The organism is Psychrilyobacter atlanticus DSM 19335 (assembly GCF_000426625.1).
In the GTDB taxonomy this organism is placed as follows: domain Bacteria; phylum Fusobacteriota; class Fusobacteriia; order Fusobacteriales; family Fusobacteriaceae; genus Psychrilyobacter; species Psychrilyobacter atlanticus.
This window is the reverse complement of sequence record NZ_KE384547.1, coordinates 1965734-1981556: the sequence shown is the minus strand read 5'-3', so window position 1 is coordinate 1981556 and position 15823 is coordinate 1965734. Positions and strand designations below refer to the sequence as shown.

General features: G+C 33.7%; 14 protein-coding genes. 12 read left to right on the top strand and 2 right to left on the bottom strand.

All coding sequences use genetic code 11. The features are described 5' to 3' along the window. The 7 genes from K337_RS0109955 to K337_RS0109925 all read left to right on the top strand — a co-directional run bounded on the left by K337_RS0109955 (position 1) and on the right by K337_RS0109925 (position 7260). Positions 1 to 735 carry a basic amino acid ABC transporter substrate-binding protein gene (locus K337_RS0109955; RefSeq protein ID WP_028856477.1) on the top strand — a complete coding sequence of 245 codons (735 nt, stop codon included), beginning with the start codon at positions 1 to 3 and terminating at the stop codon, positions 733 to 735. A gap of 227 nt (positions 736 to 962) precedes the next feature. Continuing rightward, the gene (locus K337_RS0109950; RefSeq protein WP_028856476.1) at positions 963 to 1700 is read left to right on the top strand and encodes a basic amino acid ABC transporter substrate-binding protein; all 738 of its coding nucleotides are present in this window, start codon (positions 963 to 965) and stop codon (positions 1698 to 1700) included. A 3-nt stretch (positions 1701 to 1703) separates the two neighbouring features. Further along, entirely contained in the window at positions 1704 to 2810 is a 1107-nt protein-coding gene (locus K337_RS0109945; protein WP_028856475.1) for an NAD/NADP-dependent octopine/nopaline dehydrogenase family protein, read from the top strand. An 18-nt stretch (positions 2811 to 2828) separates the two neighbouring features. Beyond that, positions 2829 to 4202 (top strand): argininosuccinate lyase, encoded by a 1374-nt coding sequence (gene argH, locus K337_RS0109940; RefSeq protein ID WP_028856474.1) that lies wholly within the window; start codon positions 2829 to 2831, stop codon positions 4200 to 4202. A gap of 14 nt (positions 4203 to 4216) precedes the next feature. Then, the gene (locus K337_RS0109935; RefSeq protein ID WP_028856473.1) at positions 4217 to 4963 is read left to right on the top strand and encodes a transporter substrate-binding domain-containing protein; all 747 of its coding nucleotides are present in this window, start codon (positions 4217 to 4219) and stop codon (positions 4961 to 4963) included. Positions 4964 to 5059: 96 nt separating this feature from the next. Beyond that, the gene (gene argF / locus K337_RS0109930) at positions 5060 to 6040 is read left to right on the top strand and encodes an ornithine carbamoyltransferase (RefSeq protein ID WP_028856472.1); all 981 of its coding nucleotides are present in this window, start codon (positions 5060 to 5062) and stop codon (positions 6038 to 6040) included. 26 nt (positions 6041 to 6066) lie between these two features. Beyond that, positions 6067 to 7260: an argininosuccinate synthase gene (locus K337_RS0109925; protein WP_028856471.1), complete on the top strand. Its 1194-nt coding sequence runs from the start codon at positions 6067 to 6069 to the stop codon at positions 7258 to 7260. A 40-nt stretch (positions 7261 to 7300) separates the two neighbouring features. Here the strand turns inward: K337_RS0109925 and K337_RS0109920 are convergent, their stop codons facing one another. Further along, the gene (locus K337_RS0109920) at positions 7301 to 7564 is read right to left on the bottom strand and encodes a co-chaperone GroES (RefSeq protein ID WP_028856470.1); all 264 of its coding nucleotides are present in this window, start codon (positions 7562 to 7564) and stop codon (positions 7301 to 7303) included. Between the two features lie 536 nt (positions 7565 to 8100). Here K337_RS0109920 and ilvB point away from each other — a divergent pair. From ilvB to ilvC, 3 genes are read left to right on the top strand one after another with little or no spacing between them, the layout of a single operon-like run. Further along, on the top strand, positions 8101 to 9810 hold the full coding sequence (gene ilvB, locus K337_RS0109910; protein WP_028856469.1) for a biosynthetic-type acetolactate synthase large subunit: 1710 nt from the start codon (positions 8101 to 8103) through the stop codon (positions 9808 to 9810). After that, a complete protein-coding gene (gene ilvN, locus K337_RS0109905) occupies positions 9807 to 10286 on the top strand; it encodes an acetolactate synthase small subunit (RefSeq protein ID WP_028856468.1) in 480 nt (159 codons plus the stop codon). Before ilvB ends, ilvN begins: the two co-directional genes overlap by 4 nt. 18 nt (positions 10287 to 10304) lie before the next feature. Next, a complete protein-coding gene (ilvC, locus tag K337_RS0109900) occupies positions 10305 to 11264 on the top strand; it encodes a ketol-acid reductoisomerase (RefSeq protein ID WP_028856467.1) in 960 nt (319 codons plus the stop codon). A gap of 71 nt (positions 11265 to 11335) precedes the next feature. Here ilvC and K337_RS19600 read toward each other — a convergent pair. Continuing rightward, a protein-coding gene (locus K337_RS19600) for an IS3 family transposase (RefSeq protein ID WP_425414008.1) occupies positions 11336 to 12648 on the bottom strand; the annotation gives its coding sequence in 2 pieces (ribosomal slippage) (positions 11336 to 12258 and positions 12258 to 12648; 1314 coding nt in all). 239 nt (positions 12649 to 12887) lie between these two features. Here K337_RS19600 and K337_RS18200 point away from each other — a divergent pair. Further along, positions 12888 to 14099, top strand: a complete 1212-nt coding sequence (locus tag K337_RS18200; RefSeq protein ID WP_037029704.1) for a glycoside hydrolase family 10-like protein — start codon at positions 12888 to 12890, stop codon at positions 14097 to 14099. A gap of 23 nt (positions 14100 to 14122) precedes the next feature. Beyond that, on the top strand, positions 14123 to 15781 hold the full coding sequence (locus K337_RS0109880) for a peptide ABC transporter substrate-binding protein (protein ID WP_028856466.1): 1659 nt from the start codon (positions 14123 to 14125) through the stop codon (positions 15779 to 15781). Positions 15782 to 15823 lie beyond the last annotated feature (42 nt).

Sequence of the window (15823 nt, the reverse complement as noted above, 5' to 3'; positions counted from 1 at the left end):
ATGAAAAAGACGATGAAATTAATAATGGCAGTAATAGTAGGAATATTTATGGTAGCTTGTGGAAATAAGAGTGAAGAAAAAGTAGAAAAAATATATGTAGGAACTAATGCAGAATTTGCACCATTTGAATATTTAGAAGATGGAAAAACAGTGGGATTTGATATGGATCTAATGGCTGCGATATCAAAGGAAATAGGGGTAGAGATAGAGATTAAGGATATGGCTTTTGATGGTCTGTTACCAGCATTACAGGCTAAAAAAGTGGATATGATAATAGCAGGGATGACAGCTACAGAGGAGAGAAAGAAAGCTGTAAACTTCAGTGAAACATATTATAAGGCAAATCAAGTAATCATAACAGCGGAAGATGCAGAAGATATCTCAGATTTTGAAGGGTTGAAAGGGAAGAAAGTAGGAGTAATCTTAGGATTTACAGGAGATGTAGTTGTCAGTGAGATAGATGGCGTAGAAGTAAAAAAATATAATGCAGGCTATGCAGCTATCATGGACTTAAAGGAAGGAAAGATAGACGCAGTAGTATTAGACGGAGAACCAGCTAAGAATTTTGTAAAAAATAATGAAGGGATAAAAGTTACATCGGCAGAGGGAGAAAAGGAAGAATATGCAATGGCAGTATCTAAAGATAATGCAGAGTTACTAGGAAAAATAAATACAGCTTTAACAACATTAAAAGGAAATGGTACATACGATAAACTGTTAAAAAAATGGTTTTAATTAAATTTTTAAAATGAGGGATTGTAATGGAAGTAAATAGGATTATTAAAAATTAAATAGGAAATAAGTCATGCTAATCTAACAGGGATTCTGTTGAAAACAGCAGGGTCCCTTTTTTATACCTAAAAATAAGGAAATAGATGGAAAATTCTATTATTTATGGAAAAAAACATAGTGGATAAAAAAATGAATCAGGAATTATAAAAAATTAAAGGGAGATGAATATTATGAAAAAAATAATAAATTTAGTCGGGATTTTAATGATGGTTATATTGGTTGGATGCGGGAAAGAAGAGGTGCAGACTAAAAAACTATATATAGGAACAAATGCGGAATATAAACCCTATGAATATATTGAAAATGGAGAGATAACAGGGTTTGACATTGAATTTATGGAAGAATTAGCAAAGAATTTAGGATATGAAATAGAGTGGAAAAACTTAAGTTTTGACGGATTATTACCGGCACTTCAGACTAAAAAAATAGATATGGTAATAGCTGGGATGACTCCTACAGAGGAGAGAAAAAAAGCGATAGATTTTACAGATATTTATTATAGTTCTGCTCAAGCTATCTTGGTAAATAAAGATACTACTGGAATTAAAACTTTAGATAATCTAAAGGGGAAAGCAGTTGGAGTACAGTTAGGAACTATCCAAGAAACTATGGCAAATGAGATAGAGGGAGCCGAGATTAAAAGATACAACTCATTTACAGGAGCTATATTGGAACTAAATAATAAAAAGATAGATGCAGTAATAGTTGGTGAAGTAGTGGCTAATAATTATTTAGAAAACAATAAAAAATTAAAATTAGCAGGGTTACTAGACGATAGACAAGATGGATCGGCAATAGCCTTAGGTAAGGGACAGGAACAATTAATATTAGACTTAAATGAAGAGATTAAAAAAATGAAAAAAAGTGGAAAATATCAAAAGTTAGTAAACAAGTATTTTGGAGGATAATTTATGAAATCAGTTGGGATAATAGGTGGAGGAAATGGAGGGCTTACAGCGGCATATCATTTTTCTAAGATAGGAAATAAAGTTTGTCTCTATGATGCCAAAGAATTTTCTGTGAATTTAGAGGGAATTGAAGAAAATAACGGACATATAGAGGCATTAAAAGAGGTAGATGGGCTAAAATTAGAGATTCCTGGGACCCAAAAGATAGATAAGATAACAACTGATATTATAGAAGTTTTAGAATATTCTAAAATAATAGTCATAGTAGTACCATCCTATGCTCAGGAGATTATCTTTAATAAAATTTATCCATATTTAGGTGGTCATATATTAGTATCTATGCCTGGAAATTTTTCTAGTTTAGTTTTTAATAAAATTATGTTGGAGAAAGGAAAAAAAGATGTAACCTTCGTAGATGGTATCTCTATTCCTTGGGCTTGTAGAATTGAGTGTCAAGGGGGAGTAGCAATTTATGGGACTAAATCTCATCTGCCAGTAGGAGTTTTTCCAGGGGTTAAAACTGATGAAACACTGGGGATATTAAATGAAGTATTTCCAATAAAGTTAACAAAATTAGAAAATGTAGTTGCAGCAGGGATGGAAAATATAAATTTTGGAGGACATCCTCTATTATCGGTATTAAATATGGGAATAATGGAAAACTTTGGAGGAGAATTTAATTATTATAGAGATACTTGTTCTTTGGCTACTTCAAAGGCTGTATCTGTCATGGAAAAGGAAAGGTTAGCGATAGGAGATACTATAGGATTTTACTTAACTCCGGAGTTGGAGGCTATGAATTCATTGTATAGCTTAGAATATGAAAGTGTATATGAATTAAATAGAAGTTCGGTAGCACATAGTAAGATCGGAGCTCCTAGTACATCAAAACATAGATATATAACAGAGGACGTTCCCTATTTAGTGGTACCGTGTTATTCACTTGGGGAATTATTAGGGGTAGAGACTCCTATGATGTATTCTTGTATAACAATTGCAGGAGCTTATAACAGTAAAAATTATTTTAAAGATGGAAGAAATTTAGAAAAGATGGGGATCGACGGAATGGACAAAAAAGATCTAAAAAATTATCTTTATTATGGAAAATAGTGAAAAAAGGAGATAGGTATGAAACTTTGGGGTGGAAGATTTAATAAGGAAACAGCAAAAATATTAGAGAAATTCAACGGGTCTATAAATTTTGATAAAAGAATGTATGAAGAGGACATAATGGGGAGTATAGCTCACTCTAAGATGCTGGCTAAACAAGAGATCATAGGAATAGATGAACAACAACAAATAGAAAATGGGCTGAAACAGATATTAAATGAGATAAAGGAAGAAAAGTTTATATTTGATCTAAAAGATGAAGATATCCATATGGCTATCGAAAAAAGGTTGATAGAGATTGTAGGAGAAGTAGGGGGAAAGCTCCATACTGCTAGAAGCAGAAATGACCAGGTAGCTTTGGATATCAGAATGTATCTAAAAAAAGAAAGTATGGTAATTGAGGAATTATTAGGAGAGTTATTGGAGGGGTTGGTAGAAACAGCTGATAAAAATAAAGATGTTATTATGCCTGGATATACTCATCTTCAGAGAGCACAGCCTATTTTATTTTCCCATCATATGATGGCTTATTATGAGATGTTTAAAAGAGATTTAGACAGACTAAAAGACTCCTACAAAAGATTAGATGTAATGCCATTAGGAGCCGGAGCACTGGCCGGGACAACCTATAATATCGACAGACATTTTGTAGCCGGGGAACTTGGATTTTCTGGTGTAACTAAAAACAGTTTGGATACTGTCAGCGACAGAGACTTTATAATTGAATTGAATTTTATTATTTCTATGATATCTATGCATATGTCCAGATTGGCTGAAGAGATTATTTTATGGTCTACAAGTGAATTTTCCTTTGTGGCTTTGGATGATTCCTATTCTACAGGCTCTTCTATCATGCCACAGAAAAAAAATCCAGATATAGCGGAACTTATCCGGGGGAAAACAGGAAGAATTTTTGGAAATTTAATGGGAATACTGACTGTTATGAAGGGACTGCCACTGGCCTACAATAAGGATACCCAGGAGGATAAGGAGGGAATTTTTGATTCCATTGATACCATAAAGATCTCACTGGTTATCTTTAAAGAGATGCTGGTTACCATGAAGATAAATGAAGGAAATATGATGAAGGGAATTGAAGATGGATTTATAAATGCTACTGATGTAGCTGATTACCTGGCGAAAAAAGGCCTGCCATTTAGAGATGCCCATAGAATAGTCGGGGAACTGGTTGTTTATTGTGAGATGAACAAAAAAAGTTTATCAGAGTTGAAATTAGAGGAATTTAAAGGGTACAGCGACCTGTTTGAAGGTGATATAAATAAAAAGATAAGTATAGAGGAGTGTATCAATGAGAGAAAAAGTTATGGTGGAACCGGGATAGAATCAGTGGAAAGACAGATAAAGGATGCCAAGGAATTTTTAAAAAAATAAAAAGGAGGAAGAAGATGAAAAAAATAATGCAATTAGTGATGATATTAGCAGTTGGGGTAATAATGACAGCATGTGGAGGAAGTAAGGAGGAAAAGGTTGTCGTTGTAGGAACGGCTCCGAATTTTGTTCCATTTGAATATATGGATGGGGATAAAATAGTAGGGTTTGATATGGATTTATTAGATGAAGTTAGTAAGGAAACGGGCCTTAAATTTAAAGTAGTAGGAATGGATTTCAGCGGACTTCTACCAGCCCTTCAGACTAAGAAAATAGATTTAATTGTAGCGGGAATGTCCATAACAGAAGATAGAAAGAAAAATGTGAATTTCAGCCACCCATATTTTAATGTGAGCCAGGTAATTATGGTAGGAGAGGGGTCAAAAGAGATAGAGAAAGAGTCTGATATAGCAGGGAAAAAGATAGGAGTTGTAATGGGAACAACCAGCGATACCATAGCCGAGAATCTATCTAAAGAATTAGATGGTGTAGAGACTGTAAAATATAATAAATTGCACGAAGCTGTTTTATCACTGCAGGCTGAAAAAATAGATATGATAATCTTGGATTATCAGCAGGCTAAAAAAACAACTGAGAATAATAATGGTTTAAAGTTATCTGACTATACTTTACAATCAGAGGAATATGCTATGGCTATGGGAAAGGATGAAACTGAATTATTAACTCAAATAAATAAGGCTTTAGAAAAAATTATAAAAAGTAAAAAATACAATGAATTAATAGAAAAACATATAAAAAATTAATCTATTATACCTGCGAAAGAATCTGCTAATGCTGTGAAAAAATTTATAGGCAGATTTGATTATAAAAAAATTGAGAATAAATTTTAGGAGGAAGAGATGAAGGGAAAAAGTTTTTTAAAACTTTTAGATTTTTCTACACAGGAAATAAAAAGTTTAATTAAATCGGCTAAAGATCTTAAATCAGATAAAAAGAATAATAGAGAAAAACAAAATTTAAAAGGGAAAAATTTAGCTCTTATTTTTGAAAAAGATTCTACGAGAACAAGATGTGCTTTTGAAGTAGGCGCTATGGATCAAGGGGCAAATACTACATATTTAGGTGCTGTAGGTTCTCAGATAGGAAAAAAAGAAAGTATTGCAGATACAGCAAGAGTTTTAGGAGGGATGTTTGACGGTATAGAATACAGAGGAAGTTCCCAGGAAAAAGTAGAAGAATTGGCTAAATACTCAGGTGTTCCTGTATGGAATGGACTTACAGACGAATTTCATCCAACTCAAATTTTGGCTGATTTTATGACTATCGAAGAGAAAAAAGGAAAACTTTCAGATCAAAAATTAGTTTATGTAGGAGATGGAAGAAGTAATATGGGAAATTCTTTATTAATTGGTGCAGCCAAAATGGGGATGAAATTTACGATATTATCACCATTGGAATTATTTCCTGAAAAGAAATTGATCACCAAAGCTAAGGAAATAGCTATGGAAACAGGTGCAGTTATTAATTTTGAAATGTTGCCTGAGAAAGCTCTTGAGGATGCAGATGTTGTATATACAGATGTTTGGTTATCTATGGGAGAAAAGTTCGATATATGGAAGGAGAGAATAGAATTGCTCAAGGACTACCAAGTTAATAAAAAACTCATGGGATATGCTAATGAAGATGCTATTTTTATGCATTGTTTACCGGCATTTCACAACTTGGAAACCGAGATAGGAAAAAAAATATATCAAGAATTTGGTCTGGAAGAATTAGAAGTTAGTGATGAAGTTTTTGAAAGTGAGCAATCAGTTGTTTTTGATCAGGCTGCAAATAGATTACATACAATAAAATCAGTTTTGGTTAGTACATTAGTTTAAAAAAAATTAATTTAGGGGGAATATAAATGAAAAAAGAAAAAGTAGTATTAGCGTATTCAGGGGGATTAGATACATCTATAATAGTACCCTGGTTAAAGGAAAATTATGATTTAGAAGTGATAGCAGTTTGTGTTAATTTAGGGCAGGAAGATAATATGGAAGATGTAAAGGTAAAAGCTATTGAATCTGGAGCTTCTAAAATTTATGTTGAAAATGTAGCTGAAGAATTTGTCGGTGAATATGCTTTTAAAGGTCTGAAAGCAGGAGCTATATACGAAGATAGTTATCTACTTGGAACAGCATTTGCAAGACCACTTATAGCTAAGAAATTAGTAGAAGTTGCACAGAAAGAAGGGGCTGCATATATTTGTCATGGGTGTACCGGGAAGGGGAATGACCAAGTAAGATTTGAAGTTGGAATAGCTTCTATAGACCCTGCTATAAAGATAATTGCTCCTTGGAGAGAATGGGATATTAAATCAAGAGAAGATGCCATAGACTATGCTGAATCGAAAGGGATTGAACTCTCTGTGACAAAAGAAAAGATCTACTCAAGAGACCAGAATCTTTGGCATATAAGTCATGAAGGTGGAGATATAGAATTTTTAGAAAATGAGCATAAGGATGACCTGTATATGATGGTAAAATCTTTGGAGGATGCTAAGGATCAAGCTGAGTATGTGGAGATAGGTTTTGAATCAGGAATACCGGTAAGTGTAGACGGGGAAAAATTATCTGCCGCTAACCTTTTGATGAAATTAAATGAAATAGCCGGTGAACATGGTGTAGGAGTAGTAGATATTGTAGAAAACAGACTTGTTGGGATGAAATCTAGAGGGATCTATGAAACTCCTGGTGGGACTGTGCTATATAAAGCTATAAAAGAATTGGAGAGTATATGTTTGGATAAGGAAACACAGGCTTTTAAGAAAAACATAGGGCAGAAATATGGAGAGTTAGTTTATAATGGTTTATGGTTTACGCCTTTAAAAGAGGGAATGGATGCATTTATAGATGAGGTTTCCAAAGTAGTGACTGGAACGATAAAACTTAAATTATATAAGGGGAATATAAAGGTAGCAGGAAGAATATCTCCTAATGTTCTTTATGATGAGGGTATCTCATCTTTTGGAGCCAGTGATCTATACGATCATCACGATGCTGAAGGGTTTATTAAATTATTCTCCCTTCCAAGTAAGATCAGAGCCATGAAAGGATAGAGATAAAAAAAATGGAAGAGATTGATCTCTTCCATTTTTTTTACCCTATTACGGCTAGGATTTCTTCTACTTCTAAGATGAGAAAAGTCTTGTCTGAATCAGGTATTTCTATCCCAGAATGAGGTTTGAAAAACACCTTATCCCCTAGGTTGATCTCATCATTAATATTTCCAAGTGCAACAACAACTCCCATATTAGAAGACTTAGCTTCCCCAGAACTTGGCAGGATGATACCGCTAAAAGTTTTTTCTTCAGCCTTTAAAGGTTCTACTAATATTCTATTTCCAATTGGTTTAATTTTCATAAATAAACCTCCTTAAATAATTTTTTAATATCTATTATTATACACTAAAATAAAAGATATTAGAATTATCATTAATCAATGAAATAAAAGGTTAAATTAAGTAATGTTTATTTAATTGGTTTGAAAGTTTTTATTTTTATACAAAAAAGTGTTGACATAAAAAAAAATAACTGGTATTATCTTTCTTAATTACAAAAGAGGAGGAAGAGAATATGATTTTAACTAAAGTTTTATTTATGAATTTATTATTATTGCTGCTAGTCTTATTGGACTTAAACCGCAATCAATTGAATAGATTTGAAAAATAATATTAGGAAAATTATATGCTTTTAGAGTGAAAAACTTTATTTTAGAATAGTTAAAAGTATAATTTATAGGTGGTAGCTAATGTTATTGGCTGCTTTTTTTATAAAAATAAATAAATGTAGAAGATATGTAAACTTTTTTCTAGATTAGGCAGCTATAATTATAGCTGCTTTTTTTTATAACTTGATATAGGTAAAAATAATATTAGAAAATTATTGGGGGTGAGGTTAATGAGAGAGATAAATGGTGCAGAAATAATTTTAGAAATTCTGCAAGAGCATGATTTAAACACAGTATTTGGGTATCCAGGTGGATCGGTACTTCCTATCTATGATGCTCTTCATTCTTATAGAGAAAAGATAGATCATATTTTAACTAGGCACGAGCAGGGAGCAGCTCATGCAGCTGATGGATATGCCAGGTGCAGTGGTAAAACAGGAGTTTGTATAGTTACTTCGGGACCTGGAGCGGCTAATACAGTTTCTGGCTTAATGACGGCTTATATGGATTCTACACCTATGCTCGTTATTACAGGACAGGTATCTGTTAATAATTTGGGGACAGATGCCTTTCAAGAGTTGGATATAACAGGGGTAACAGATTCCATCACAAAGCATAATTACCTTGTGCGATCAATAGAAGAATTATCTGATCTTTTGAGAGAAGCAATTTATTTAACAGAAAATGGGAGACCGGGACCAGTACTTATAGATATTCCAAAGGATATTCAGACGAGTAAGATGAGCTATGACAACTTTCAGAATAGTTGTAGCAGTGAATATAATACAGTTTCAGAGTATAAATATATCTATGAAAAACCAAAAAAAAATGAAACAGATGAGTTTATAGAGATGATAAGAAAAAGTAAAAGACCGGTTATTTTGGCTGGAAATGGAGTGATGAAATCGAACTCTTCTAAAGAACTGAGAAAATTTTCTAAAAAGTTTGATATACCGGTAGCAACTACTCTTTTAGGATTAGGTATCCTTCCGGCAGAAGATAGATATAACCTTCATATGCTGGGGATGCATGGGACAGCCTATGCGAACTATGCTGCAGATGAAGCAGATCTTATAATAGCCTTAGGAATGAGATTTGATAATAGAGTAACAGGAAATATCCACAGGTTTTGTAAAGATGCAAAAATAATCCATGTAGATATAGATGAGGCAGAGATAGATAAAAATAAACGTGCTGACCTTCATATAGTTGGAGATGTAAATTTAGTCCTAAAAGCTCTCTTAAAATATAAAGCAGAGGGAGAAAATAAAGTTTGGATGAACAGGGTAATGGAACTCAAGAAAAAATACCCGTTGGATAGGAATTTTTCGACAGATTATATATTGCCGCAATACTTGATTTCTAAAATAAGTGAACTAACCAAGGGAGAAGCGATTGTATGTACAGACGTGGGGCAGCATCAGATGTGGACTGCACAATATTATAATTTTAATAGGATTAACAGTATCATAACTTCAGGGGGAGCAGGGACCATGGGATTTGGACTGCCGGCAGCTATAGGAGCAAAATTAGCGAATCCTAATAGAGAGGTTATAGCCATATTAGGAGACGGAGGATTTCAAATGAATTCACAAGAACTTATGACGATCTCTGAATATAAATTAGATATAAAAATAATCATTGTAAATAACTCATTTTTAGGAATGGTAAAACAACTACAGGAGGTTTTTTATGAAAAAAGACATTCCTTTGTAAAATTAGAAAAGAATCCTGATTTTGTAATGCTGGGCCGGGCATATGGAATAGATTCTTATCTTGCAGAGACTCCTGTAGAGTTAGATAAACTTTTGGGAGAAATATTTTCTAAAAAAAGATCAGCTCTAGTTAACTGTATTGTGTCTAAGGAGGAAAATGTGTTTCCTATGATACCTGGAGGGAAATCGGTAGATGAGATGATTATGTCCAAGGAGGAGTTATGAAGAAATACCAAATTTTAGTGATCATGAGAAATAGACCGGGGATATTATCTAAGGTCTCAGGATTATTCTCAAAGAGGGGATTTAATATAGATGGAATAACTTGCGGAGTGAGTGAAAAAAAGGAGCATTTTAGGATGACAATCACAGTCATTGGAGATGAAAGTTTTGTTGAACAGGTCAAAAGACAAGTAGCTAAACTTATAGATGTAGTAAAAGTACAAATTTTGGATGAAAAAAAGGTAGTAAAAAGAGAGTTGGCGTTAATAAAGGTTAAGTCAGATTCTGAAAATCGTTTAGAAATAATAAAAATAGTCGAGATTTACAGAGCTAAAATTATAGATATTTCCCATGAAGCACTCATTATAGAGCTTACTGGAGATTCAAATAAAGTAGAAGGATTGATAGGTGTCATGGATAAGTTTGGAATATTGGAATCAGCTAGAACTGGAATAAGTGCTATGCACAGAGGAATTTAAACTTTAGGAGGTAAAAAGATGAAAGAACTAAGATTTTTAGAGGGAAAGAAATTAACGGTAGTTGGTTATGGGAGTCAGGGACATGCACATGCATTAAATCTTCATGACCTAGGAATGGATGTAACTGTAGGTCTTAGAGAGGGCTCAAAATCATGGGGAAAAGCTGAAAATGACGGAGTAAAAGTAGCGATGATAGGAGAAGCTGTAAAAGGTGCTGATGTAGTAATGATCTTAGCTCCAGATGAAGCTCAACCAGAACTATATAGATCTGAAATTGAAGAAAATTTAAAAGACGGAGCTTATTTGGGATTTGCACATGGATTTAATATTCATTATGAAAGAATTACACCAAGAGAAGGTATAAATGTATTTATGGTTGCTCCTAAGGGACCAGGACATATGGTAAGGGAGATATTTGAAGGTGGACATGGGGTTCCTTGTTTGGCAGCAATACACAATGATGTAACTGGAGATACGAAAGAGGCAGCATATGCCTGGGCAAATGGTGTGGGGAGAAAAGTTGGAGTAATAGAAACTACATTCCAAGAGGAAACTGAAACTGATCTATTTGGAGAGCAGGCAGTACTGTGTGGAGGAGTTACGGAATTGATGCAGGCTGGATTTGATACTTTAGTAGAAGCAGGATATAATCCTGAGGTGGCATATTTTGAATGTGTTCATGAGATGAAGTTAATAATAGATTTAGTATATGAAAAAGGGTTTGCGGCAATGAGAGATTCTATTTCAAATACCGCTGAATATGGAGACTATATAACTGGTAAAAAGATAATTACAAAGGAAAGTAAGGAAGCGATGAGAGGAGTTTTAGCAGATATCCAAAATGGAAAATTTGCCAAAGACTTCATAGAGGAAACAGAAAATGGATATAAATTTATGAATGCAGAAAGATCTCAGTATTCTGACTCTAAGATAGAGGAAGTAGGATCAAAAATGAGAAAGATGGTATTTTCAAAATAAGGAATCTATTAGGAGCAGGAGTTATTTATAAACTGTACCCTTTGTCAAGGACACTTTAAAAAAAGGTATGGTTAAGATACTGTTAAAAGATGATTTCTGTATTGCACAGGAGTCATCTTTTTTAAGTTCCATTGATACCTATGGTTATTGTAATAATTCATATATTTAGATACTTCTTTCTTTACATCATCTAATGTTTTTAAGGGCTTTAAATTTATTTCATCTTTCATATGTCCAAAGAATGACTCCATAGGAGCATTATCCCAACAGTTACCTTTTCGCGACATTGATTGGATAATTTTCTTTGATTTCACTAATCTTTGAAACTTAGGATTAGTATAGTGAAAGCCTTGATCCGAATGAATAATGCACTCTGGATGGAGTTTAAACTTTCTTTTAACTAAGCGCTTAACCGTGTTTAAAGCAATATCAATACTAAGACTATGAGACACCTCATGAGCTAATACTTCATTAGTACTACCATCTTTTATTGTTGAAAGATAAGCTCTTTTTCCAATTCCATAAGTTAGATAGCTGATATCAGTTAGGAGAACTTTTTTAGGAACTTCTTGTTTAAATTCTCTTTTCAATATATTAGGGACAGTCGAATGTTCCTTAGTTGCTTTAGCTATGTTTTTATAGGGGTTCGGTTTTCTGTGAGGACATATTATTTCGTATTTTTTCATAATTCTTCTTATTTTTTTCAAATTAAAAATAGTATCAAATTCATTCTCTAAAATCATCCTGATACTTCGGGCGCCCTTCTTAAAACCTCTTCTATTAAAAGCTTTTAGAATTAATCTTTTGGAGTTTAAATCTTTAGCTTCTTTATTATTTCTATTTTTTTCTGAATTAATATAGTTGTAAAAACCAGACCTGGAAACCCCCGCTTGAAAACATAGAAATTTAATTTTTGATTTCAACTTATATCTTTTAACTATTAATTTAATAGCTTCAAAAATCTCAGTTTTATTTAAGCATCCCCCCTTTCGATCTCGTCTAACTTTTTTAAAAATTCATTCTCTATTTTTAAATATTCAATCTGTGCTTCTAAACGTTTAATTTTTTCTAAATCTGTTAACTCTCTTTTCAGAGGTCTTCCAGAAGATGTTTTCCTGGAATCCATTAAACCCAGTTCACCATTATCTTTAAAAGCTCTCCTCCAACGTTTAGAGGAAGTTTCAACTCTTTTCATACCTAAAATATCCACATCAAAGCCAGCTTCCTCAAAAATTATACGCGGAGGCTTTCCCATTTTATATTCCTCAATAAATTTCTTTTTAAATTCAAAAGTATATGTAATAGCTTTATTTGAAACTTTAGAAATATTTTTATTTTTAGATAATTTAGTAACTTCTATATCTGAAAATATTTTTTTAGACATTTAATTCACCCCTTTAAACTCTTATTAAAAAATTGTATCAAAAAAACCATGAAACTAACACTCTTTTTCAAGTGTCCAGTTTCATGGTTACAGTTTATTAAACTCCTGCTCTTTTATTAGGATAGAAATTTTATTTTAAATTTGACTTTTTCTTGAAAAAATCTAATACTTATAGTAATGAACAGTAAGGTAAAAAGACAATAAAAAGTTATAGAAAATTGAGGGAGGAGAGAGAAAAAATGAAGAAAATTTGCAGTATATTATTCCTATTGATATTAGTGGGATGTAGCGGAATAGATAAGAGAGACAACAGAGTAGAAGAAAGGGAAGGACCGGAATTCAGAGGGGTTTGGATAGCCAGTGTTGTAAATATAAACTGGCCTAAAACTGTGGGAACAGGTAAAAACGCCGAGAGATCTCAAAAAAAGGAGTTTATAAAATTACTGGATCAGGCTGTAGAAATGAATATGAATGCTGTAGTAGTTCAAATCCGACCTACTGCTGATACATTTTATCCATCTTCATTTGAACCATGGTCAAAATACCTTACAGGAACACAGGGAACATCTCCAGGATGGGATCCGTTGCAATTTATGGTAGAAGAATCTCATAGAAGAGGTTTGCAATTTCATGCATGGTTCAACCCATACAGGGTAACTATGAAAAAAGAAGATGTTCCTATGAGTAACCACCCAGCTGTTTTGAATCCAGAGTGGACATTTAGATATGGAGGCAAATTATATTACAATCCCGGAATTCCAGAAGCTATGAACTACAGTATAGATAACATTATGGAAGTGGTAAAAAACTATGATATAGATGGGGTACATATGGATGATTATTTTTATCCATACCCGGTTAAAGGAGAAAAACTGCCTGATTGGAAAACATATTTAAAATATGGAAAATATTTTCCTATAGCGGCTGACTGGAGAAGAGATAATGTAGATAAATTTATAAAAACTTTAAATAGCAGGATAAAAAAGGAGAAACCAAATGTTCAATTTGGTATCAGTCCCTTCGGTGTATGGAGAAACTATGATGTAGATAAAAGTGGATCGAAGACCAGGGCTGGGATAACGAACTATGATACCCTCTATGCAGATACCAGAAAATGGATAGACAGGGGATGGATAGATTATATCGTGCCGCAGATCTACTGGAACCAGGGATTTAAGGCAGCTGAATATAATACCCTGGTTAATTGGTGGGCTGATGAGGTAAGAGGGACCGATGTAAAATTATATATTGGTCAGGCAGCTTACAAAGTGGGCACCAAAGGGTGGAAAGATCCATATGAGCTGATAAATCAGGTTAGATATAATAGAGGAGTGGAAGGCGTAGGAGGAAGTATATATTTTAGTATAGATTCCCTCATAGATAATCCCGTGGAAATAAAAGAAAATATGAAAAAGACAGTATATAAAGAGAGGGTTAAAATCCCGAATTAGAAATTGTTTTAGGAGGGGGAAAGATGAAAAGAACTATGTATGTTTTTAGTGTTTTACTAATACTGCTGCTTACAGCATGCGGAGGTAATAAAAATGAAGATCAAGGAGAAACTGGAGCAAATAAGGTAGAACAGGTGCTGAGATTTAACTTAGATGCAGATCCTCCATCTATTGATCCACAATTAAATACCGATGTATCTGGAGCAATGGTGATCAATAATACCTTTGAAGGGTTGATGAGAAATAATGCATCAGGGAAGCCGGAGCCTGCAATGGCAGAATCTGTAGAAGTTTCTGAAGATAAGACTGTATATATCTTTCATCTGAGAAAAGATGCTAAATGGTCAGATGGTAGATCAGTGACTGCTGAAGATTTTAAATATGCCTGGTTGAGGGGATTAGATCCAGAAGTAGCCTCTGAATATGCTTATCAGCTTTATTATATTAAGGGTGGACAGGATTATTTTAAGGGTAAGGGAAAGAGGGAAGATGTAGGATTAGAGGTTTTGGATGACTATACTTTGAGGGTGGAATTAGAAGCTCCTACACCATATTTTTTAAACCTAGTGACATTTTTTACATATATGCCAGTAAGAAAAGATATAGTGGATCAAAAACCTGAAGGATGGGCAAAAGATCCTGGATTGACAGTATCAAATGGGCCTTTTGTTGTATCGAAATACAAGATAAACGATAAGATCATATTGACTCCCAATGAAAACTATTGGAATAGAGAGGATATAAAATTGAAGAAGATGGTACTTACTATGATTATAGAGGGAAGTACGGTACTGACAGCATATGATAATGACGAGATAGATGTTATATCCGGCCAGGTACCTGTGCAGGAAATTCCCAAAAGACAGATGGAAGATTCGACCTTTAAAACGTTACCATATTTGGGAACATATTATTACCTATTCAATGTAGACAGAGAACCTACAAATGATATAAATGTAAGGAAAGCACTCTCACTGGCTATAGACAGGGAAGCCATTGTAAATCAGATTACTAAGGCAGGACAGATGCCGGCAACAGGATTTGTTCCCAATGGTCTTATAGATTCTAAAGGGAATGATTTTAGAGCTACAGCCGGTGACTATGATATGTCTACAACAGCAAATATAGAGCTGGCCCGTAAATATCTGGCTAAAGCTGGATATGCAAATGGTCAGGGGATGCCTCCTGTAGAACTTATGTACAATACCAGCGAATCTCATAAAGCTATAGCAGAAGCTATCCAGAGTATGTGGAAGAAAAATCTTGGAATAGAAGTTACCTTGGCTAACCAGGAATGGGCAGTATTTAAAACTACAAGAAGTATGGGTAACTTTCAGGTGATGAGATCTGTGTGGTTAGGAGATTATAATGACCCTATGACATTTTTAGATATGTGGACCTCGTATTCAGGAAATAATAATGCTCAATGGAGAGCCACAAAAGACGGTAAATTTCCAGAGAATAAAAAATTTACAGGATTAATTGAGGAGTCTAAGTTAGTCAGCGGAGAAGCTCGGGATGAAAAACTCTATGCTGCTGAAAAGATAATGATGGATCAGGCCATTATAGCACCTCTTTATTATTATACAGGTGTGGTAATGATTAAGGATAAAGTTAAAAACTGGGAAAGGGATATACTGGGAACTTGGTATTTTGGAAATGCAGAGATAATGGAAAAATAATGATTATAAACAAAAAGAGACTTACCCAAAAGGTAAACTGTA

Excerpts from the sequence above, each read along its gene's own strand:
- K337_RS0109955 (WP_028856477.1), top strand. The coding sequence starts at position 1 with ATGAAAAAGACGATGAAATTAATAATGGCAGTAATAGTAGGAATATTT.
- K337_RS0109950 (WP_028856476.1), top strand. The coding sequence starts at position 963 with ATGAAAAAAATAATAAATTTAGTCGGGATTTTAATGATGGTTATATTG.
- K337_RS0109945 (WP_028856475.1), top strand. The coding sequence starts at position 1,704 with ATGAAATCAGTTGGGATAATAGGTGGAGGAAATGGAGGGCTTACAGCG.
- argH (WP_028856474.1), top strand. The coding sequence starts at position 2,829 with ATGAAACTTTGGGGTGGAAGATTTAATAAGGAAACAGCAAAAATATTA.
- K337_RS0109935 (WP_028856473.1), top strand. The coding sequence starts at position 4,217 with ATGAAAAAAATAATGCAATTAGTGATGATATTAGCAGTTGGGGTAATA.
- argF (WP_028856472.1), top strand. The coding sequence starts at position 5,060 with ATGAAGGGAAAAAGTTTTTTAAAACTTTTAGATTTTTCTACACAGGAA.
- K337_RS0109925 (WP_028856471.1), top strand. The coding sequence starts at position 6,067 with ATGAAAAAAGAAAAAGTAGTATTAGCGTATTCAGGGGGATTAGATACA.
- K337_RS0109920 (WP_028856470.1), bottom strand. The coding sequence starts at position 7,564 with ATGAAAATTAAACCAATTGGAAATAGAATATTAGTAGAACCTTTAAAG.
- ilvB (WP_028856469.1), top strand. The coding sequence starts at position 8,101 with ATGAGAGAGATAAATGGTGCAGAAATAATTTTAGAAATTCTGCAAGAG.
- ilvN (WP_028856468.1), top strand. The coding sequence starts at position 9,807 with ATGAAGAAATACCAAATTTTAGTGATCATGAGAAATAGACCGGGGATA.
- ilvC (WP_028856467.1), top strand. The coding sequence starts at position 10,305 with ATGAAAGAACTAAGATTTTTAGAGGGAAAGAAATTAACGGTAGTTGGT.
- K337_RS18200 (WP_037029704.1), top strand. The coding sequence starts at position 12,888 with ATGAAGAAAATTTGCAGTATATTATTCCTATTGATATTAGTGGGATGT.
- K337_RS0109880 (WP_028856466.1), top strand. The coding sequence starts at position 14,123 with ATGAAAAGAACTATGTATGTTTTTAGTGTTTTACTAATACTGCTGCTT.